The sequence below is a fragment of the Alphaproteobacteria bacterium genome, from assembly GCA_018667735.1.
GTDB lineage: Bacteria > Pseudomonadota > Alphaproteobacteria > Rickettsiales > JABIRX01 > JABIRX01.
Map to the genome: position 1 here is coordinate 1 of JABIRX010000006.1, position 18,086 is coordinate 18,086.

The window sequence follows — 18,086 nt, forward strand, 5'->3', positions numbered from 1 at the left end:
CCCTCACTTTGATATAGTTGATAAATTAAGATAGGCTACAATAAAACATCTCTTTAGCTGGGTTCTTAAGCATTGTTTTTCAATATTGCTAGTTTTTAGGTTGGTTTGGTCCTATGCTGAGTATATAATATAAAAGAGTTTATTTGCTAAAAATCCAAGAACAAAAATCTGCGCTGGTAATATTTCTGTTTGAAAAGTAGGTTGCAATTATATTACTTTATTTTGACTGTACCATCTTTAAACTCAATATTTAGAGGGTAGCTTAAATTCTCCTTAGAACTAATAACCTCTCCCTTTGCTGTTCTAACTACGCTAAAGCCTCTAGCTAAAGTTTTCTTATAGCTATATGACTCTAATAATTTGCTTATATATTGAAGTTTGCTAGTTTTACTTTCTATGAGGTTATTTTGCGCCTGAGTAAAACTTTTACTATAGTTATTTAAATAATTCTGTTGATATTTCAAGTTGGCACTCAATTTATCTTTGCCTAATCTTAAACGGACCAATTTTTGTTCTATATAATTTATATTTTGTGTGAATAGATAGCGTAATTTATTGTGCAAGTTATTAAGCTCATGAGCTTTGTTTTTTAAGCTTTCTTTTGGATGTAAAATATTAATATATTTCAATCGTTGCTCTAAATTGTCAGTTAAAATAAAAAGTGCTCTTTTTAATCTAACCTCCACATTATCTAAATTTTGTTTTATTTCGTTTTTATCTGGTGTGGCAAGTTCAGCGGCAGCGGATGGGGTTGGCGCTCTTAGATCGGCGGCATAATCTGCAAGGGTGGTGTCAGTTTCGTGGCCAATAGCAGAAATAATGGGAATTTTAGAGTTGAAAATAGCTCTAACTAAGATTTCTTCATTAAAACACCACAGATCTTCTATGCTACCCCCTCCCCTTGCTAAAATAATAAGATCGGCTTTATCGCTAATTTCATTTAAATGAGCTATAGCATTGGCGAGGTTTATCTCTGCTCCTCGTCCCTGAACATTAGATGGGTAAAGCATTACATCCAGAGGAAAGCGATCTGTTATTCTATGGCAAATATCATGAAAAACAGCCCCTGTTTCAGAGGTTATAATAGCTATTTTTCTGGGGATTTTGGGTATTGCTTTTTTGTGAATGGAGGAAAACAAACCTTCAGCTGCTAATGCTTTTTTCCTTTTCTCATACAGCTCCATTAGCGCTCCTTGCCCGGCTAATTCCACTTTAGAGACAAGTATTTGATAATTTGATCTAGCGGTGTAGGTAGTGATTTTTCCCGTTAGAATTACTTCAAGACCATCTTCTAGCTGAATTTTTAGCAGTTTGGCATAATTTTTAAAACAAACAGAGTTAATTAAGGCATATTCATCTTTTAAGCTAAAATAAATGTGACCTGAGCTATGTATTTTTAGCCCAGAAATTTCGCCTTTAATCTGAACTTGAGAAAAGCTATCTTCTACAGTATTTTTGATTAGGCCAGAGATTTCACTTACTGAAAAAATGCTGGAATTTTGTGTTCTAGGATAGTTTGAATACATCTTTTAATATTTCTTTTTGGCTATTATTTGCCCGTATAATTTTAGCTTTCATACTAGTAAAATCAAGTATCACAGACGGTTCGGTAATTTGCTGTTCATGTGCAAAAAAACTCACTTTATTATAAAAAATCTTTTGGGCATTAATTTTGCAGAATTCTTGGCCGCTTATATTTGCACTAGTTGCGGCAAGGGGGGTGTTTAATTTAGTAATAATATTTATTAATTCTAGAGCTTTAGGAATACGAAGAGCTATGTTTTGGGTTTTAAGATTAACTGCTCTTGCTATATTTTTGTTTAATTTTTGTTTAGCTATTATCGTGATTGGCATATTTTCATAACAGAGCATTTTTGCTGCCTTTTGATTTAGCTCTATAATATTTTTTGCCATAGCTATATTGTTAACCAAGAGCGCTAGGGGCTTGTTATTGTGGCGATGCTTAAGTTTATAGATGTTACTTGTTGCCTTCTCAGATGTGGCTAGGGCGATTAAAGCCCAGACTGTATCTGTTGGCATGCAAATAACCTCTTCTTTTTTAAGATGATTACATATATTATCAATTTTATAACGATTCATTTTTTAGATGCTAAAATTTTTAAAGGAACAAAAAATTAAAAATACAAATTATGCAAATCCTACTATACGCTTTTTAGCATATACAATAGATATTTTTATTCTAGCTGGAATTAGATATATTTTTGCCTATAGTTTGTTGTATTTATGGTATTCTAAAAGCTTCTTACTTTTTGCTGATCAGCTTTATAAAAAAACAAATGTCAGCAGCTTGGATGTTGATATGATGGTATTTTATAATAATTTTATCAGTCACAGTATATTTTTTGAGACTTTGTTTTTCTTGGTCTTAGTTTTTTTAATGGGTCCAATTTATTGGATTGCAGCTCCTCTAACTAAGTTAGGTGCAACACCAGGAAAAGCTATATTTAAAATAAAAATAGTTAAATTTGATGACAGCGCACTAAAAATACAAGATCTTTTCAAGCGCTATTTAGTTGGTTTAGTTCCATGGATATTTCATATTAGCATGTTGTTAGCTTTGTATGCTAAGAATAAATCATTAATATTAGCTTGTATGCTACTAGTAGTATTTTGGTATGAGCCAAAAATCTTAAAACGTTCATACCGTGCAGTCCACGATCTTATCTGTGGCACTAAGGTAGTTAAAAAAAAGCCCTAAGTTTTGGCGCTAAAGGCTAAACAGCGAATGTGACCTGCTAGATCTTTATATTGCTCTATTAGAGAGTATTCCTCCTGTTTAAAAAGCTCTTTTACCTCATTTGCCTGATCGTAACCAATTTCAAGCAAAATTACGCCTTTGGGAGTTAAGTGTGTTTTAGCTTCCATTGCAATGATTTTATAGTAATCTAGACCGTCTATACCACCATATAAAGCGAGATGTGGGTCAAAGTTTTTTACTTCTGGTGCGAGTAAATCAAGCTGGGCTTTTTTTATATAGGGTGGATTAGATATAATCAGATCATATTTGAGCTTTAAACCATCAAACATACTATTCTCTTCTAATATTAATCTATCTTCTAAATGGTGATCTTGGCTATTTAAGGCGGCTATTTTTAATGCTTCTTGCGAAATATCTCGAGATGTTCCACGTGAAACATTGAAAATCTTTAATAAAGTTATAATTATACAGCCTGTACCCGTACCTATTTCTAGAAACGAATATTGTTTTTTTGGACTAAGCAGTGTTTTACAGGCGTCAATAAGGGTTTCAGTGTCTGGTCTTGGGTCTAAAGTATGTTGATTAGTGCGAAAATTTAAGCTGTAAAATTCCTTATAACCTATAATTTTACTGACGGGCTTATGTTTTTGCCTTAATTTAATTAAGGCTAGAAAATCATGATATTGTTGCTTGCTAAGCTCAAGTTCAGGATTGCAATATAAGGTGGTTTTATTGACCTTGCATGTTTCTAGCAATAATAACTCAGCATCAATTAGATAGCTGTCTATTAACGCTTCCTTTAATAATTTTTGTCCTTGCTGTAGAGCTTCTTTGAGATTCATAAGCTTTAAAATAATATAAATAGCTTTATAGTTACTATTTAGAAATAATCAACTTCGAGTAATTTATAAATTATGCCATTAACAAAACCATATGAAAAAATTTCTATAATAGGTGCAGGTTTAATGGGTGGTTCACTTGCATATGCGTTAGTAGAAAAGCAGCTTGCTAAAAAACTGGTAATTTTAGCTAGAACCAAAGAAGCTATAGCAGAAATTCAAAATAAAGCTGCGCATATAACCATTAACTATGAAGATCTTACAGATTCAGATCTTATATTTATAGCAACGCCATTATCAACTTATGAAGAAATTTTTAAGAAATTAGAAAATTTAACTTTAAAAAAAGAAGTAATAATTTCGGATGTAGGCTCAGTAAAAAACAAGGTTAAAATTCTGGCAAAAGAGCATATGCAGAGCTGGAATTTTGTGGCTACTCATCCTATTGCTGGTTCTGAGCGCTCTGGAACTGGGGTTTTGGTTAAAGACTTATACCAAAATAAAAAAATTATAATAACTGAAAAGCAACATAAACAATCCATGGAGGTTGCAAGAATTTGGGAGGAGATAGGTGGCAAAATAGAATATATGGAGGCAAATTCACATGATCAAATATACGCTTATGTTTCGCATCTGGTGCAAAATATAGCCTTTAATCTTAACTACTTGTTTCATCATAGCAGAAAAGATTTGGCTGAGCTAAATAAAGACTATAATAATGAATCTTTTAGCAAGTTCACACGCTTATATTTTTCAAATAAAAGAATGTGGCAAGACATCTTTTTTTTCAACCAAGAGCATCTTCAGAAAGCTTTAGCTGAAGCCCAAGAGGAGCTACAAAGGCTGGTAGTTAATTTTGACCAATTAATTAGAGCGAAAAAAAACCAGGAAATAAGCAAGCTGACAGTAAAAGATTTAGATTTCTTCTTGGCAAGTTTAGTGGCAAATTTAGTTAAAGAAGTTGTCGCAAATAAAATAGCTAATTATCAAGAATATGCGGGCAGCGGTTTTGATGATTTTGTTAGTATAATTAAAGACCAGAAGCGGGATTTAAGCGATTTAGCTAGTGGAGATCTAGGCTATTTGCGTGATAGGTTGGCAAATTTGCTTAATTATTTATATTAACTTCATTAATAAAATTGTGTAGCTCATTATTAAGATAGTCTAGCTCAAATTCTAGGTGGTCTGCACCAATGATTTCCTTCTTTGTTTTAAGAAGATTTTCTGGTAGAGTTGCATATATTTTTCTAGAATGCTCAATGGGTGTGACACTATCTTTAGTGCCATGAATCATATAGATAGGGACAGAGAATTTAGCCAAATATTTGTGAGATTCATATTTATCTATCATGAGTAATTCAACTGGTAAAAACCAGTAAGTTTGCTTGGCCACCTCGCTTGCAGACCAAAAAGGCGCCTCTAAAAAAACTGCTTTAACCTTATATTTGCTAGCTAGTTTTATTGCCATTGCGCTACCCAAAGACTCACCATATAAAATTATATTTTCTAATTTATAACCTTTAGCTAAGATTTTTTTTAAAAACATTTCAGCATCTAGTTGGAAGGCTCTTTCAGAGGGGCTGCCTTCACTTGCGGCATAACCTCTGTAAGATAGTGCAGCTAATGAAAAGCTACTATTACGCTTTATATATTTGAGTTTATCTGCCCTACCACCTAAATTTCCTGCATTACCATGAAAATATAAGATGATATCAGCTTCATTGTTTTGGTTGCCAGCATACCAATAAGTTAGCTTTAATCCGTCATAAGATTTAAACATCTGGCTTTGCGCCTCGTTAAAATCATATTGTTGGGGTTCTAACAAAGTGCCAGTTGGTATATATTCTAATTTTCTTTGAAACAGAAAAACCGCTAAACATAAACTACAATAAATTAATATGAAAAAAAGTGATATTTTCATGATTTACTTTGCTTGCTCAATTTTTTCTATAAATTTAAAACCAGTCTGCTTTTCTATAGCGAAGTTAAATTCAGCGCCAAAAATTAGAATCATGGCTATAATATAAAAAAATAATAATGCTATAATTAAGCTTGCTAATGAACCATATATTAAATTTACTTGATCAAAATTCTGCAAATAAAATGAGAAAGCGCTACCAATAATAGACCATAATACAGCAACTAATATAGCGCCAGGGCATATGTTTATTAATTTTTGTTTAACATTTGGTATAACATAATAAATAAAAGATACAGCAGAGAAAATAATGATAGTACTAAAAAGAAAGCGTAATTTTAAGGCATGTTCTAATATTCCATATAAAGAGATAACGCTCTTAAATATAATTAGCCTTTCTAAAATTATGGGTATTAATATGATTATAAACATGGCTGTTATAATTAAAAAAGTGATAAGAATAAATTGCGCAATACTAGTTAATCTTCTTAAAATATAAGATGGTGGTGTTGAAACCCTATAAGCGCGATTAAAAATAGTTCTAAGACCTTCTACCGTTCCAGATGCGGTCCATATTGCTCCTAAAACAGCAATAGTCAGTAAGCTTTGTGGTGGGCCTGATATAATCTCATTTATGCGTGGTTCCAATGCCACAGACACTTCTTTAGGTATATTTGCAAGTAAAAGATTGGTAAATTCAAAGCCAAGCTCAGTGTCGCCAATTTGGCCTAAAAGAGAAACTAAAAAAACCAAGAAGGGAAAGAGGGATAAAATCCCCAGAAAAGATAAATAACCAGCATGCTCTATGCCATCATGCTTAATGGTATCAAAGAAAGACTTCCTTAAAGCATTTGTAAAAATATTAAAAATATATTTAATTTTAATAGTTAGCATAATAATTAATTTTTTATAAAAAGCTTATTTCTTTTTTATTCTTAGTTAAAGATAAATTTATTTTTCTGCCAATAGGTAAATAATTTTTATAATTTTGATGTCCAACAGGCAAGCCCCAAAGAATAGGCTTCTTATATGCTGTTAAAATAGAGAGAATCAATTCTTTAAGAGAAATATTATAGTGAAGTTTTTTGCATTCCATCAGATTGAAATCACCAAATATAATGGCAGAGCTGTCATAGATCTTTTTACTATCACAAAGGTTGGTTAATAATCTATCAATATGATAATATTCTTCATCAGTATCTTCTAAAAATAATATTTTGTTTTTGAAGTTTATTTCATAAGGGGTGGCAGTGGAAGCTACTAAACTAGATAAATTGCCACCAACTAAAATACCTTCTGCAACTCCCTCTTTGATTGTCTCACAATTGTCGAAATTTAGCTTTGCGGGAGAGTTAAAATTGTTAAGAATGTTGAGTTTTAGTTGTTGGAAGAAATTATCATCATTGATTTGTGCTAATTCCTTTACCATAGGCCCGTGCTGAGTAACAAGAGAGGTTCTTTTAGAGATTTCATTTAGTAAGATAGAAATGTCACTATAACCAATAAATGGCTTGGGGTTATTTTTGATAATGTCAAAATTCAAATATTTCAATATATGTTGCACTCCATAGCCGCCTCTTGCGCAGATAATGGCGTGTATGTTTTTATCTAGAAATAAAGATTCAATTTCCTTTGCTCTATTTTTGGGGCTATATCTGTAAGGTATCTGCTTGATATCTTCTGCATGAGTGCTTTTTTCCAAGTTGATAGCATAATTTTGTAGCTTTTCTTTTGCTAATAAAAAATCATTGTCAGGTAAGTTGCAAGCTGGATAAGCTACTCCTAGATTTATCGGCTTCACAATTAACTATGCTCTTTTATACTTTGTTGTAAACTTTCGAAAATCTCAATAATGTAATCCATTTGTTGATTATTAGAAAACTCTATTAAGAATCTACCCTTATTGTTTTTATGTCTAATTTTAACCTTAAGCTCAGTAAGTTTTGACAATTCGGCCGCAATATTGTCTAAATAAATCTGTTTTTGCGTGTCATATTGACTAGTTTTAACCAGCTTTTTATTCTTACTTTTTTTAACCAGCTCTTCTGCTTCTCTAACGCTTAAGTTATTAGACATTATCTCCTTTGCTAGCTCTAGAGGGTTAGAGGAGTTAATAAGAGTTCTAGCATGGCCCATGCTGAGTTCGTCATTGATAAGTAAGTTTTTAATTTCTTCTGGCAACTTAAGGAGTCTTAGCATATTAGAAATGTAAGTTCTGCTCTTACCAAGTTTTTTTGCTATTTGTTCTTGTGTGTAGCTATATTCTCGAATTAGCTTTTCAATAGCTTGCGCCTCCTCAATATAATTGAGCTTCTCTCTTTGAATATTTTCAATTAGGGCTATTTCATATGCTTCTTGATCACTAACATCCAAAATAAGTGCGGGCACAGAATTAAGCCCCACTTGTCTGCTAGCCTGGAACCTTCTTTCGCCGGCAATAATTATATATTTTTGTGTAATATCATCAAATTTTACTAAGATAGGCTGCAAGACGCCTTTTTCTTGGATAGATTCAGCGAGACTATTTAGTTCGTTTTTATTAATGCTATTTCTTGGTTGAAACTTTCCTGCCTCTATATTGGCTAGTTTAATTTCTTGAATTTGATAGTCAAAATCTTTGCTGCTAAGTTCGGCTCCTAATAGCTCTGATAAACCTTTGCCTAAATTCATATTATTCATGATGTAACCTTTTGTTTTAATTTTTCTTGTTGCAGTATTTCTTTTACTAATCTTACATAAGCTTTAGCCCCTTTGCAATTATGGTCATATGCAATTACTGGCTTACCAAATGAAGGTGCTTCAGATATTTTAACATTTCTTGGTATTATGGTTTTAAATAATTTGTCACCAAGAAATTTTTTTATTTCTCTAGCTACTTGTTCTGATATTCTGTTTCTGCGATCATACATTGTCAACAATATACCCTTTATTTTAAGCTGAGGATTTATTGTTTTGCGAATAAGTTTGATGGTTTTAAGTAGGTGACTTAGCCCTTCCAAAGCAAAAAATTCGGATTGCACAGGAATAATTAACTCATCAATCGCGGCCATTGCATTTATGGTTAGTAAATTCAAAGAAGGTGGACAGTCAATTATGATATAATCATATTTTTTATTAAGCTGTTTTATGTGTGATTTTAGAATATATTCGCGTTTATTTTGCTTAGCAAGACTCAATTCTGCAGCGGCCAGATCAACAGTACTTGATATAATATCTAAGTTTTTTAGATCAGTTTGTTTTACGGCGCTGTTTATGTCGCATTGGTTGGTCAAAACTCCATAGATATCTTTTTGGCGCTCGTTAGGTTCTATACCCATGCCAGTTGATGCGTTACCTTGCGGGTCTATATCTATAATTAAGATTTTTCTACCTATAACCGCAAGAGATGCTGCAAGATTCATGCATGTGGTGGTTTTGCCAACGCCACCTTTCTGATTTGCTATACCTATTACTTCCATTTTAACTTACTAATCTCTAAAATGACACTTTCATCTGAAGTTATACTTTTATATGTTTTGTAGTTAAATTGCCAGGATTTTTCTGCATCTAGAATCTCGTTTTTATAGTTCTTTCCCTTCATAAAGACAGCTTTGTGTTTATTATTAAGTAAATTAGAGCTTAAATTAAAGAGTTTCGTTAAAGGTGCTACAGCTCTTGCGGTTAAAATATAATCGTTTTTAATCGTTACATCTTCGATGCGCTTGTTAAGTACGCATATCTTTAGACCCAGCTGTTTAGCTACTTCTTTTTGAAAATTGGCTTTTTTGGCAATAGATTCAACAGACACAACATCATAGCCAATAATACTTAATATAAGGCCGGGCAAGCCAGCGCCAGAGCCAAAATCTACAATAGTCAGGTCTTTGCTTAGATATTTAGCTAGTTGCAAAGAGTCTATAATATGGCGTTGCCATATATGAGGGAGTGTGCCAGACCCTATTAGGTTTAGTTTCTTATTATGCTCTAATAATAGAGTTACATAATTTTCAAGATTTTTGCATGTTTCACGTGAAACATCTGAAATCTCGTTTAATTTATTAAAGTAATCAATTTCCATACTATTATTCATAAATTAAATATATTTAAATTCTAGATAAATATCTTGCCAACACCATGTAATAATATATTATAGCGTGCAATTATATTTGACATGTTATGAAGGGTTTTAGTTTGCTAGAGTTGTCAATTGCGATTGCAATTATGGCGTTATTAATGGCGGGAGTATCTGTGGGGGGTAGTATTTTAGAAAGCGCGCAAGTTTTGTCGGTAGCAAAGCGTGTTAAGGAGGTTGATTTGGCGGTGTTTAATTTTAAAGAGAAATATGGAAGCTACCCAGGCGATTTTAGTGATGCATATCGTTATTTTGCCTATGATTCTGATGATATTTGTGGAGAGGAAAGTCAGTGTAATGGAGATGATGATGGTTATATAGAAGTGGGTGAAAAATATAGTAGTGAGACATATAGATTGTGGCAGCATTTAGAGTTGGCTGGTGTAATTAAGGGTAGTTATAGTGGTGTTTGGGGTGTGGATCAATATTATATGGAGAGTGATTTTGATTCTATTTTAACGGTTAAGCAAGAAGAAGATTATGGTAATGTCATAAAGCTTGGTTCATTTGTTAGTGTCTCGGGCGGTACTAGTGATGGTGGCGCTTTTCTGCCCTTAATTGCAGAGAGAATAGATCAAAAGTTAGATGATTCGAGTCCGGTTAAAGGTCAATTAAGGGGTGGGCATGGTTTTTTAGGAGGGGACGAGTCTGATGATGCTAATTATGATCAGAATTGTCATGATGAGACAAATTATAAAGTTGCTTATGAGGAGAGTAGCTCCTGTAATATATTCTTCATTTTATATTAATACACAGCTTGCACAGGCCATAAAATTATGTTATAGTTGTATTAACTTAACTTAGGATGCAATGGATATAAACTGTAAATTAAAACAAGAAGCTAGCTGTAATATTAACGCTGCAGCTTTATATGTAGAGAGCTCTGCCGCAAATGGTGTGGAGACTGTGATAAGCGTAGAGCCTAAATGCTCTAAAATTTCAGAGCAGCAGCTTAATAATTTAACTTATATTATGCAAAAAGAGCTGAAGCAGGATAAAATAGTAATTATCAAAAACATGCAGATGAGCAAGCAAAATTTCACTAAGTTATCTACAAAAATAGATTGTGCGCAGGCTAAGGTCGTATTTTTAGCTTCAATAATTAATTAAAAATAAGCGATAAGATTCAAGATTATATAACAAGAGCTAAAATGGTGAAGGCCAGAACTATTAAATAAGCAAATGAGGAGGAAAATCTTTCTGAATTATCTTATGAGAACAGATTATACAGGGAAGAATATGGCGCTTTAGCGCAAATGGTTAGTTAAAAATAACTAACTGGGTCTACAGCTTTTCTGCCTTGTCTTACCCCAAAATGCAGCTGGGGTGAAGAGACATTTCCTGTAGCTCCAACAGTGGCTATTTTTTCACCTTTTTTGACTGTTTGATTTTTAGCAACAATAACTTCGTTACTATGTGCATATGCAGTTAAAATATTGCCACTATGTTTAATAATTATCAGATTACCATAACCTCTGAGCTCATTTCCTACATAAACAATTTTGCCATCGGCTGCAGCCTTTACCTCAGTACCAAGCGGAGCTGCTATATTTATACCATCATTATGAGTACCATTTTTTCCAGGTCCAAATTTCTTAATAATATTACCATTTAGTGGTTTGCTAAGTTTGATTTTGCCTTTAAAAATATTTGATACAATATGTTTTTTATGTGAAGGTTTAGCGTTATAAGGTATAAGTAGCACTCTACCTATTTTAATGTTACTATTAGTTTTAAGATTGTTAAGTTGAGCTAGTTCACTCAGGCTTACATTATATTTCCGCGCAATTACGGTTAGGCTTTGGCCATTTACCACCACATGTGTTTTTCTTTTATTTGGTAAATCTAATATCTGCCCTGGTTGCAATATGTAGGGGGGCTTAAGGTTGTTACTATCTATTAATTGTCTGGTGGTAACTTTATGCTTTTTTGCAACTACATATAGATTGTCGCCGTTATTTATTAGTATCTGGTTAGCTTTTAGGTTTTTTTTATGTTTTGCTTTAGTTATTTTGGGTGTTGGTTTGGTGATTTTTATAGGTTCAATACCTTTTTTGCCATAATGCAGATGACCTTTATAGCTAATTGGCGCAATATCTTGGCTACATGAGCTGATGAAAATGAGTAAAATAATAATTTTGCTGTAAAGTCTCATTTTAGTAGAAATATTTTCTTATAATTTCTCCTAAAAGTAAAAATAACACAAGTTTTTTTTAGATTTTAATGAAAAGCACAAACAAAGAAGGGGCTTTGTTTAATTATGCTTAGATCTTGACTATAAGGTTTAGCGGGTTTAAAACAGTTAAACATTCTAAAGTGTCGCGGGGTGGAGCAGCCCGGTAGCTCGTCAGGCTCATAACCTGAAGGTCGTTGGTTCAAATCCAGCCCCCGCAACCAGTTTTTATAAGGGGTCAAGCCCTTTTCAATTTTTCTTCATATTCCTTGGGGGTACCACACAGATAAAAGACAATCAATAATCTAAGCTGTTTTTGCATAAGTTTTAGAAGATAAATTATGCTGCTGTATCCAGTAAATCGTAATTCACCAAATTTTCTAAGGACAAATGCAATAAAGCATTGCCAAATTCTTTTAATGGATTTGTATCATTAAGCCAAGAAGTAAAATCTTCTTTGGATTTAATATTGAATATCTTTTTTATATTCACAAAATGCTTTGCTGACTTAGCTTCTGAAAAAAGCCTGAATTTTGAACTATTACCTTCATATCCTAAATACACCATAGTCATAGGATGCCAACTTACCCAAGACTCAATGTTTAGTTTACTATAAAGATATAATATAAAATCTGCTTGAATTAGATAATTAAATTCTACCCCTGAAGCTATTGAGCGATCTTTCAAGAGATCAGCATGCACAGACACTCTATTCAATTTTAATCTTATGTTTCTCTCTGCTAAAGAATGAAGGTGTGAATAAAAAGCGTAATAAGAACTCATTTTATCATCCTGAGAATTATATTTTTTGTCCAAGTAATATTCAGTGTGCATAAGATCACATGCCATGTCAAATTTCTCATGTTTCAGAAAAATCGCAATGGTATAAAGGAATAGCTCATGTAATATAAATTTAAAATTCTCAGAATCTTGTTCATTGAAGCGCCGTTTTACACTTGGCACTTGAGTATAGCGAAATAATTCTTCAAAAAATTTATGAAATTTTCTTACGAAATTTAAACAATCATATCTTACAGTTAAAGTTATCAGCTCAATTATTTGGTTTCTGTACGGAATAAACTTCTCTATACTTTCTAATAATAATTCATCATAAAATCTGCTATCCTCTTTAGATTTAGCGATTCTGAATTTTCCAAGCTGATTAATAAAATTAGATAAAAATTCATCTAATCTACCTTCTGCATTTCCATTGGAGTCTCTAATAGAGCCTTTTAAATCTTCAAACTCAATGTTATTTTCAAAGAAAACAGAAGTTTCTGCATTTAGGAATTTTGGCTTTTGTCCTATAGGCGGTTTTATGTGAGTAGGTTTATCATATATCCACCTTAGCAATTGTTTAAAATTAGCAGAATACATACCATCGTCACTCAAATCTATATGAATCCTATTTTCTAGGTAAGCTGGCAAATATGGTTTACTGTTGTTATCCTTTTCAGAAATCACAGCAACAAATTTGTTCTGATTTGCTTTATTATAAACCTTTGGAGATATAATTTGAGTCTCCGTACCAACTCCTCCTGTTTTTTTATCTGCTTTTTCTTGATATTCTTTATCACATATAATGATTACTTTTGTAATCGCTTCATCAGAAACCATTTTTTCCATGAAAGTATACATACAGCTTCCTTCCTTTAAATCCCATTTATCAAGTATTACATCAACTCCTTTGCATCTTAGCTCTGTGGCTAGTTTAAGAACCCATTGTTGATGATTTTCACTACTCCAACTATATGATATAAATAACTTTAATGGTAAGTCTTTTGATTTATTCATCATCGTCTCCCTTAGTATCTTTAATCTCACCTTTTATTTTATCTTTATCGACCCCTTGCTTAGCAAGTCTTGCCTGAAGCATGATGGTTTTTCTATCTTCTGCACTTTTTGCCATTATTTTTATAACCTCAGACAAAATATCATCACTTGCTTTGGCTTGGTTCTCGATGTGATTTTTCACTTTTAGAATCCAAGAATCTTTCTGTTAATTCTTTTTCAATAACTGGCTTTTTGAGCTTTTCCATCTTGGAAATAGCTCTATCAAAATCATTTTGAAAATTTTTATCTTGGATAACTCTGAATTTCTCAAACTCGTTTTCTGCTTTTAGCTTTGCTTCCAAAGCAGTTACTTTGCCTTTGTCTGCTAGAATAGGATAATCTGAAATATCTAGGAATTTATTTAGGAAAGTAATCCAATCTTGCATATTAGTGACAATTCCTCTCTCTGCTCGATTCTCGGCTAAATCAACATAAGAGGCTACGATTCGTTCTAGTTCTTTAATGTGTTTTTTGCCTAAGTAATTTTTGGCAATTGAGACATCATTTTTTAATATTATTCCATCTGGAGCATCATTCCAAGTTTTTAAACCCATAAAGGCTTTTTTAGAGTCTGCTTCATTATAAATTATTTCAGCGGCAGTATTGCCAGTAATAGCAAAATGGAGCTTGTTTTGAACAGTTGCAAAGAAGTCTTTGGTAGCTGGTGCGTTTTTATCATAATCAGCAGAAAGAGCGTAAATATCAGTGATTTTTTGATAAATTCTCCGCTCACTAGCTCTAATCTCTCGAATCCGTTCCAGTAGCTCGTCAAAGTAATCTTTTCCAAAATTTTTGATTTGCTTGAGACGATTATCATCCATAGCAAAGCCTTTGATAGTATATTCTTTTATGATTTTAGTTGCCCAAATTCTAAACTGAGTTGCTTGGTAGGAATTAACCCGATAACCAACGGCAATAATTGCATCTAAATTATAAAATTTAGTTTTGTAATTTTTCCCATCTTCGGCAGTTGTCAAGAAATCCTTTACTACTGAGATTTCTTCTAACTCATTATCTGCAAATATATTTTTTAAATGCAGACTGATATTTTGTTTTGTTGTCTCAAATAGTTCTGCTATTTTCTTTTGCGTAAGCCACAGATTATCATCTTTAAAAAACACATCGATATGAACTTTTCCTGATGCGGTTTGGAAAATAACGAAGTTGCTAAATTTCTCTAATTTAACTTTCATAATATTTCAGGGACACCTTTTTAATAAAAATTAACCAATTTCCAGCAAAGTTAGTAAATGAAAGAGTAGGCTTTAGCCCTTTATATGTCAAGCTTTATGAGTAAAGAGAAATGATAGCAAATATGATGTCTATGTGGCTCATAACCTGAAGGTCGTAAGTTCAAATCTTGCCCCCGCAACCAGTTTCCATAAGGGTTTCACGAAAACCCCAAAACTCCCAAATCAAAATAATGCCGCGAAAATGCCGCAACTTTAACAGATCTCATGAGTTTTTAAGAGATTTTAAAGGAATTCATTCCAAATTTTATACCAAGATTTTTCTTTATTTTAAAAATTAGATTCTTCTAATAATCAAGCGGATACAAGGGTTCATTATTAATAAGAATCTTGTAACGACCGTTAGGTAAATATTGTGCTAGCCACTTTATATTCATCTACAAAGAAGTCGGTTATATTAACATTGCCACATAAAAACTAATCAAGCCAATTTACTCGATGCAACCGACGTAACGACGCCCTAGCAATATAAAAGCTAAGAGAAATAAAAATTTAATTCTTTATTCTGTTCAACCATTTTATTTTTAAATTCAGAAATTTTTATTTTTTTAGATATATCTTCTATTGACCCCACATTAATTTTAAAAGGTTCTTTTGTATTCGAGCCAATAGCTAGTCTCCACTCTTTCTGCCATGCATATTCATCTAACTTATTAAAAAGATCTACTTTTCCATCAAAAAAAGAGGGAAGATATTCAACATTAGAAGCAGATATTGTGTAAAAGTCGGATTTCTTTATTGCTCGATTCAACCGAGTAGAAAATTCATTTAAATTGTGAATCACCAATATGGTATCACCAAATTCTTTCACTCGATTATCAAAAATATTATCTCCATCATTTAATGCATCTTCCTTATATACCGCTGATGCTGAAAAAAGGTGCGTATATTTATTATTATCATCTTTAGGGCTATATATGCCAACTGATTGCACTATATCTTTGATTACAATACCATTAATCATAATATTGCTTTCCTTTGGCGATGCTAAATAAGTATTATTTTCATAAGAATCACCTCGAATTTTGTTATCTTTTATTTTTTGGAAGAAACTAACTGTATTCATATAAATATTCCCCTTCATGAGATCATCTATATGCTCTTCCTTTCCAAATTTTACCAAAAAGAGAGGAGCCTTTTTCATAACTTTTTAAAGATGAGTTTTAATTTATGAGATTTATTGATTACATTAATAACCTTGGTGCAATAAGAAATCAAAAGAAATACTAGATAAATTCAAACAGGAATATTTCACTCTACACCATTTTACCAGTCAAATAATTACCTTGATATTCATTAGAGCGCTTTTTACTAATTTAATTTTTTCTTTTTCTTCCTCAAATCACTCTTTAATTTAAACTTCCTTCTCTTTTCTGCCATTTCAACAGGGTCATTAACAACTTCCCTTGGTACAATTGCAGAATTCTTATCAAAGAGTTTTGTATATCTAGTTTTTCCTCTACTTTTTATAACCTCTATACCAACTTTTTCAAGACTAGGAGTTAATCTGGTAAGAGCTTTAGAAAAGGAGATTGAGTTTCTAGGAAATTCATTACCAACGAATGGGTGGGTTTGAGTGTAATGATCTTCTAATTGTTCATAAACATCAGTAGGAGTCCCATCTAATGGGTTAAAACCTACTTTTAGATATTCCATAATTGTTATTCCTAAAAGAGAGTTGTTTATGTTGTCATAATTAGATTGCATGAGGTTCTCACTATAGGCTTCTTCAAAGCCTTCATAATATTTATAAGAAGAAGGGTAGACCTCATCTAGAGCTATTCCTATTCTAGCAAAATCTGACATTCTAGGTAAATTATCAATTTTTATTTCAGGTAAGATTTCTAATATTTTAGCAGTAATATCAAGAATCCCACCTAGAATTTTAGGTGCATCAGATCTAAAATTATTTAATAAATAAGCATCACTCTTTTTTACCTCAAGCTTGGGAAGTTTTATTATAATTGACCTCTCAGCTAAATCACCTCTATTAATAATAGTTTCACTGATACCGTTTAGAATTACCGGAGAGGATACAGAAAATTGTATAGTCTCAGAATCAGTACGTAATCTTCTTGCAGCAAAAGAAGCTCCAGTTGAGATCTTTGCTAAACTATCAGATACTTTAGGGGTTATAAATGAAACATTATCTAATCCTAAATAATAGCCAGTATTAGCAACAATCATTAAATCTCGTTCATTATTTGGTATTGATGGAAGAGGAGTATGGCTATCATCAATTAGACTTCTAATAATTTTACTGGTTGTGCTTTTACTCGAACCTTGATCTCCAGATAGATTTAAAATTACTTTAGAACCAACTAGTTTTTGGGGAAATAATGTATGGATTATCCAAGTAAGAATTAATCTAAAATTTTCTTCACTGCCATAATTTATATAATTACGAAGCAAATTAGCATCTCCATTTTTCTCAGGAATAAAAAGCCCTTTCATGGATGAATTACGCCGAAACATTACATCATAATTATCAATAACATCCCAGCCATCAGAAGTGATTTTTACAGCTCGTAATTTATCATCCATCAAATCTAAATATAGATCACCGTCCTTTTCTCCAACCCTAATAAACGATTCTGTGCTAACACTATTTCTACGAGCTAGAGACTCAATAAATCTAGCTCCAGTCTTTATAGTAGCATAGCTCATAGCATGTAATTCATATTCAAAGGATTTACTTATTACAAAATCATAGAATTGCTCTGAATCTAGAGTGCAAGCTCCTTCATCACCTAAAAATACAAATATTTGGTTATTGGTTTTAATCAAACTCAAATCATATCGGAGTATTACTTTTACAATATGGTAAGCTCCTCCCTCATTATTTAAGAAGTTCGTTCTTTTGTCACCACATAAAGAATCAGCATAGGCAATATAACGCCCCATCAATGACTTTATTTTTGCATTATATGAATTGTCATTAGTTTTAGATATGTTTTCTGGAGTATGAGTAGCCGCTGATACTTCAGGATTCTTACTTTTATTTTCCATGATTGGCCTCTATATAATTTCTGTTAATAAAAGCTTTTATGTCAGAAGATTTATAGCGAACTTTTCTACCACAATGGAAATAAAGTAGATCTTTATGTTTTCCCAAATAACGCCATTGGGCTAATTGCTTGGGAGATATTTTTAATATTTCTGCTACTTCTTCAGGAGTTAGAATTTCATCAGATTTTGGCATGATTACCTCAAATAATAATTAATAAAGTTACGAATTATTCC

At 32.3% G+C, this 18,086-nt stretch carries 20 protein-coding genes and 1 tRNA gene; 5 read left to right on the top strand and 16 right to left on the bottom strand.

What is annotated here, in order from left to right; translation table 11 throughout:
* Positions 1 to 212: 212 nt before the first annotated feature.
* Both HOH73_00440 and HOH73_00445 read right to left on the bottom strand, forming a co-directional pair.
* The gene (locus HOH73_00440) at positions 213 to 1,526 is read right to left on the bottom strand and encodes an exodeoxyribonuclease VII large subunit (GenBank protein MBT5827341.1); all 1,314 of its coding nucleotides are present in this window, start codon (positions 1,524 to 1,526) and stop codon (positions 213 to 215) included.
* Positions 1,507 to 2,100 carry a hypothetical protein gene (locus HOH73_00445; protein ID MBT5827342.1) on the bottom strand — a complete coding sequence of 198 codons (594 nt, stop codon included), beginning with the start codon at positions 2,098 to 2,100 and terminating at the stop codon, positions 1,507 to 1,509. The genes HOH73_00440 and HOH73_00445 overlap by 20 nt, the downstream gene beginning before the upstream one ends.
* Before the next feature lie 7 nt (positions 2,101 to 2,107).
* Between HOH73_00445 and HOH73_00450 the strand changes: the two genes are divergently transcribed.
* On the top strand, positions 2,108 to 2,719 hold the full coding sequence (locus tag HOH73_00450) for a hypothetical protein (protein ID MBT5827343.1): 612 nt from the start codon (positions 2,108 to 2,110) through the stop codon (positions 2,717 to 2,719).
* Here HOH73_00450 and prmC read toward each other — a convergent pair.
* Positions 2,716 to 3,561: a peptide chain release factor N(5)-glutamine methyltransferase gene (gene prmC, locus HOH73_00455; GenBank protein ID MBT5827344.1), complete on the bottom strand. Its 846-nt coding sequence runs from the start codon at positions 3,559 to 3,561 to the stop codon at positions 2,716 to 2,718. The two genes, HOH73_00450 and prmC, sit on opposite strands and share 4 nt — an antisense overlap.
* A 72-nt stretch (positions 3,562 to 3,633) precedes the next feature.
* On the opposite strand from prmC, the gene HOH73_00460 reads away from it, so the two are divergent.
* Positions 3,634 to 4,683 carry a prephenate dehydrogenase gene (locus HOH73_00460; GenBank protein ID MBT5827345.1) on the top strand — a complete coding sequence of 350 codons (1,050 nt, stop codon included), beginning with the start codon at positions 3,634 to 3,636 and terminating at the stop codon, positions 4,681 to 4,683.
* On the opposite strand, the gene HOH73_00465 is transcribed toward HOH73_00460, so the two are convergent.
* The 6 genes from HOH73_00465 to rsmG are packed head-to-tail and all read right to left on the bottom strand — an operon-like array spanning position 4,667 to position 9,545.
* Positions 4,667 to 5,479 carry an alpha/beta hydrolase gene (locus HOH73_00465; GenBank protein MBT5827346.1) on the bottom strand — a complete coding sequence of 271 codons (813 nt, stop codon included), beginning with the start codon at positions 5,477 to 5,479 and terminating at the stop codon, positions 4,667 to 4,669. The two genes, HOH73_00460 and HOH73_00465, sit on opposite strands and share 17 nt — an antisense overlap.
* Positions 5,480 to 5,482: 3 nt before the next feature.
* Positions 5,483 to 6,370, bottom strand: coding sequence for a YihY/virulence factor BrkB family protein (locus tag HOH73_00470; protein ID MBT5827347.1), 888 nt, complete (start codon positions 6,368 to 6,370; stop codon positions 5,483 to 5,485).
* A gap of 13 nt (positions 6,371 to 6,383) precedes the next feature.
* The gene (locus tag HOH73_00475) at positions 6,384 to 7,277 is read right to left on the bottom strand and encodes an LD-carboxypeptidase (GenBank protein ID MBT5827348.1); all 894 of its coding nucleotides are present in this window, start codon (positions 7,275 to 7,277) and stop codon (positions 6,384 to 6,386) included.
* 2 nt (positions 7,278 to 7,279) lie between these two features.
* Positions 7,280 to 8,155, bottom strand: a complete 876-nt coding sequence (locus HOH73_00480; GenBank protein ID MBT5827349.1) for a ParB/RepB/Spo0J family partition protein — start codon at positions 8,153 to 8,155, stop codon at positions 7,280 to 7,282.
* A complete protein-coding gene (locus tag HOH73_00485; GenBank protein ID MBT5827350.1) occupies positions 8,152 to 8,934 on the bottom strand; it encodes a ParA family protein in 783 nt (260 codons plus the stop codon). Before HOH73_00485 ends, HOH73_00480 begins: the two co-directional genes overlap by 4 nt.
* Positions 8,925 to 9,545 (bottom strand): 16S rRNA (guanine(527)-N(7))-methyltransferase RsmG, encoded by a 621-nt coding sequence (rsmG, locus tag HOH73_00490; GenBank protein MBT5827351.1) that lies wholly within the window; start codon positions 9,543 to 9,545, stop codon positions 8,925 to 8,927. The genes HOH73_00485 and rsmG overlap by 10 nt, the downstream gene beginning before the upstream one ends.
* 86 nt (positions 9,546 to 9,631) lie before the next feature.
* Between rsmG and HOH73_00495 the strand changes: the two genes are divergently transcribed.
* Together HOH73_00495 and HOH73_00500 are read left to right on the top strand one after the other, a co-directional pair.
* Entirely contained in the window at positions 9,632 to 10,336 is a 705-nt protein-coding gene (locus tag HOH73_00495) for a prepilin-type N-terminal cleavage/methylation domain-containing protein (protein MBT5827352.1), read from the top strand.
* A 61-nt stretch (positions 10,337 to 10,397) separates the two neighbouring features.
* Positions 10,398 to 10,697, top strand: coding sequence for a hypothetical protein (locus HOH73_00500; GenBank protein MBT5827353.1), 300 nt, complete (start codon positions 10,398 to 10,400; stop codon positions 10,695 to 10,697).
* Positions 10,698 to 10,851: 154 nt separating this feature from the next.
* Here HOH73_00500 and HOH73_00505 read toward each other — a convergent pair whose 3' ends face one another.
* A complete protein-coding gene (locus tag HOH73_00505) occupies positions 10,852 to 11,742 on the bottom strand; it encodes a peptidoglycan DD-metalloendopeptidase family protein (protein ID MBT5827354.1) in 891 nt (296 codons plus the stop codon).
* 165 nt (positions 11,743 to 11,907) lie between these two features.
* Here HOH73_00505 and HOH73_00510 point away from each other — a divergent pair.
* Positions 11,908 to 11,984 (top strand) — tRNA-Met (locus tag HOH73_00510).
* Between the two features lie 115 nt (positions 11,985 to 12,099).
* On the opposite strand, the gene HOH73_00515 is transcribed toward HOH73_00510, so the two are convergent.
* The 6 genes from HOH73_00515 to HOH73_00540 all read right to left on the bottom strand — a co-directional run bounded on the left by HOH73_00515 (position 12,100) and on the right by HOH73_00540 (position 18,045).
* Positions 12,100 to 13,557: a TIR domain-containing protein gene (locus tag HOH73_00515; GenBank protein ID MBT5827355.1), complete on the bottom strand. Its 1,458-nt coding sequence runs from the start codon at positions 13,555 to 13,557 to the stop codon at positions 12,100 to 12,102.
* Positions 13,547 to 13,735: a hypothetical protein gene (locus HOH73_00520; protein ID MBT5827356.1), complete on the bottom strand. Its 189-nt coding sequence runs from the start codon at positions 13,733 to 13,735 to the stop codon at positions 13,547 to 13,549. The genes HOH73_00515 and HOH73_00520 overlap by 11 nt, the downstream gene beginning before the upstream one ends.
* Positions 13,698 to 14,786 carry a virulence RhuM family protein gene (locus HOH73_00525; protein MBT5827357.1) on the bottom strand — a complete coding sequence of 363 codons (1,089 nt, stop codon included), beginning with the start codon at positions 14,784 to 14,786 and terminating at the stop codon, positions 13,698 to 13,700. Before HOH73_00525 ends, HOH73_00520 begins: the two co-directional genes overlap by 38 nt.
* Positions 14,787 to 15,318: 532 nt before the next feature.
* On the bottom strand, positions 15,319 to 15,987 hold the full coding sequence (locus HOH73_00530) for a hypothetical protein (GenBank protein MBT5827358.1): 669 nt from the start codon (positions 15,985 to 15,987) through the stop codon (positions 15,319 to 15,321).
* Positions 15,988 to 16,154: 167 nt separating this feature from the next.
* On the bottom strand, positions 16,155 to 17,852 hold the full coding sequence (locus HOH73_00535) for a hypothetical protein (GenBank protein MBT5827359.1): 1,698 nt from the start codon (positions 17,850 to 17,852) through the stop codon (positions 16,155 to 16,157).
* The gene (locus HOH73_00540) at positions 17,842 to 18,045 is read right to left on the bottom strand and encodes a helix-turn-helix domain-containing protein (GenBank protein ID MBT5827360.1); all 204 of its coding nucleotides are present in this window, start codon (positions 18,043 to 18,045) and stop codon (positions 17,842 to 17,844) included. The genes HOH73_00535 and HOH73_00540 overlap by 11 nt, the downstream gene beginning before the upstream one ends.
* Between the last annotated feature and the right edge of the window lie 41 nt (positions 18,046 to 18,086).

What these genes read in the sequence shown, in the direction of transcription:
- HOH73_00515 (MBT5827355.1), bottom strand. Translation starts at nt 13,557, where the DNA reads ATGATGAATAAATCAAAAGACTTACCATTAAAGTTATTTATATCATAT.
- HOH73_00470 (MBT5827347.1), bottom strand. Translation starts at nt 6,370, where the DNA reads ATGCTAACTATTAAAATTAAATATATTTTTAATATTTTTACAAATGCT.
- HOH73_00530 (MBT5827358.1), bottom strand. Translation starts at nt 15,987, where the DNA reads ATGAAAAAGGCTCCTCTCTTTTTGGTAAAATTTGGAAAGGAAGAGCAT.
- HOH73_00460 (MBT5827345.1), top strand. Translation starts at nt 3,634, where the DNA reads ATGCCATTAACAAAACCATATGAAAAAATTTCTATAATAGGTGCAGGT.
- HOH73_00505 (MBT5827354.1), bottom strand. Translation starts at nt 11,742, where the DNA reads ATGAGACTTTACAGCAAAATTATTATTTTACTCATTTTCATCAGCTCA.
- HOH73_00445 (MBT5827342.1), bottom strand. Translation starts at nt 2,100, where the DNA reads ATGAATCGTTATAAAATTGATAATATATGTAATCATCTTAAAAAAGAA.
- HOH73_00485 (MBT5827350.1), bottom strand. Translation starts at nt 8,934, where the DNA reads ATGGAAGTAATAGGTATAGCAAATCAGAAAGGTGGCGTTGGCAAAACC.
- HOH73_00495 (MBT5827352.1), top strand. Translation starts at nt 9,632, where the DNA reads ATGAAGGGTTTTAGTTTGCTAGAGTTGTCAATTGCGATTGCAATTATG.
- HOH73_00450 (MBT5827343.1), top strand. Translation starts at nt 2,108, where the DNA reads ATGCTAAAATTTTTAAAGGAACAAAAAATTAAAAATACAAATTATGCA.
- rsmG (MBT5827351.1), bottom strand. Translation starts at nt 9,545, where the DNA reads ATGAATAATAGTATGGAAATTGATTACTTTAATAAATTAAACGAGATT.
- HOH73_00525 (MBT5827357.1), bottom strand. Translation starts at nt 14,786, where the DNA reads ATGAAAGTTAAATTAGAGAAATTTAGCAACTTCGTTATTTTCCAAACC.
- HOH73_00480 (MBT5827349.1), bottom strand. Translation starts at nt 8,155, where the DNA reads ATGAATAATATGAATTTAGGCAAAGGTTTATCAGAGCTATTAGGAGCC.
- prmC (MBT5827344.1), bottom strand. Translation starts at nt 3,561, where the DNA reads ATGAATCTCAAAGAAGCTCTACAGCAAGGACAAAAATTATTAAAGGAA.
- HOH73_00540 (MBT5827360.1), bottom strand. Translation starts at nt 18,045, where the DNA reads ATGCCAAAATCTGATGAAATTCTAACTCCTGAAGAAGTAGCAGAAATA.
- HOH73_00535 (MBT5827359.1), bottom strand. Translation starts at nt 17,852, where the DNA reads ATGGAAAATAAAAGTAAGAATCCTGAAGTATCAGCGGCTACTCATACT.
- HOH73_00465 (MBT5827346.1), bottom strand. Translation starts at nt 5,479, where the DNA reads ATGAAAATATCACTTTTTTTCATATTAATTTATTGTAGTTTATGTTTA.
- HOH73_00500 (MBT5827353.1), top strand. Translation starts at nt 10,398, where the DNA reads ATGGATATAAACTGTAAATTAAAACAAGAAGCTAGCTGTAATATTAAC.
- HOH73_00440 (MBT5827341.1), bottom strand. Translation starts at nt 1,526, where the DNA reads ATGTATTCAAACTATCCTAGAACACAAAATTCCAGCATTTTTTCAGTA.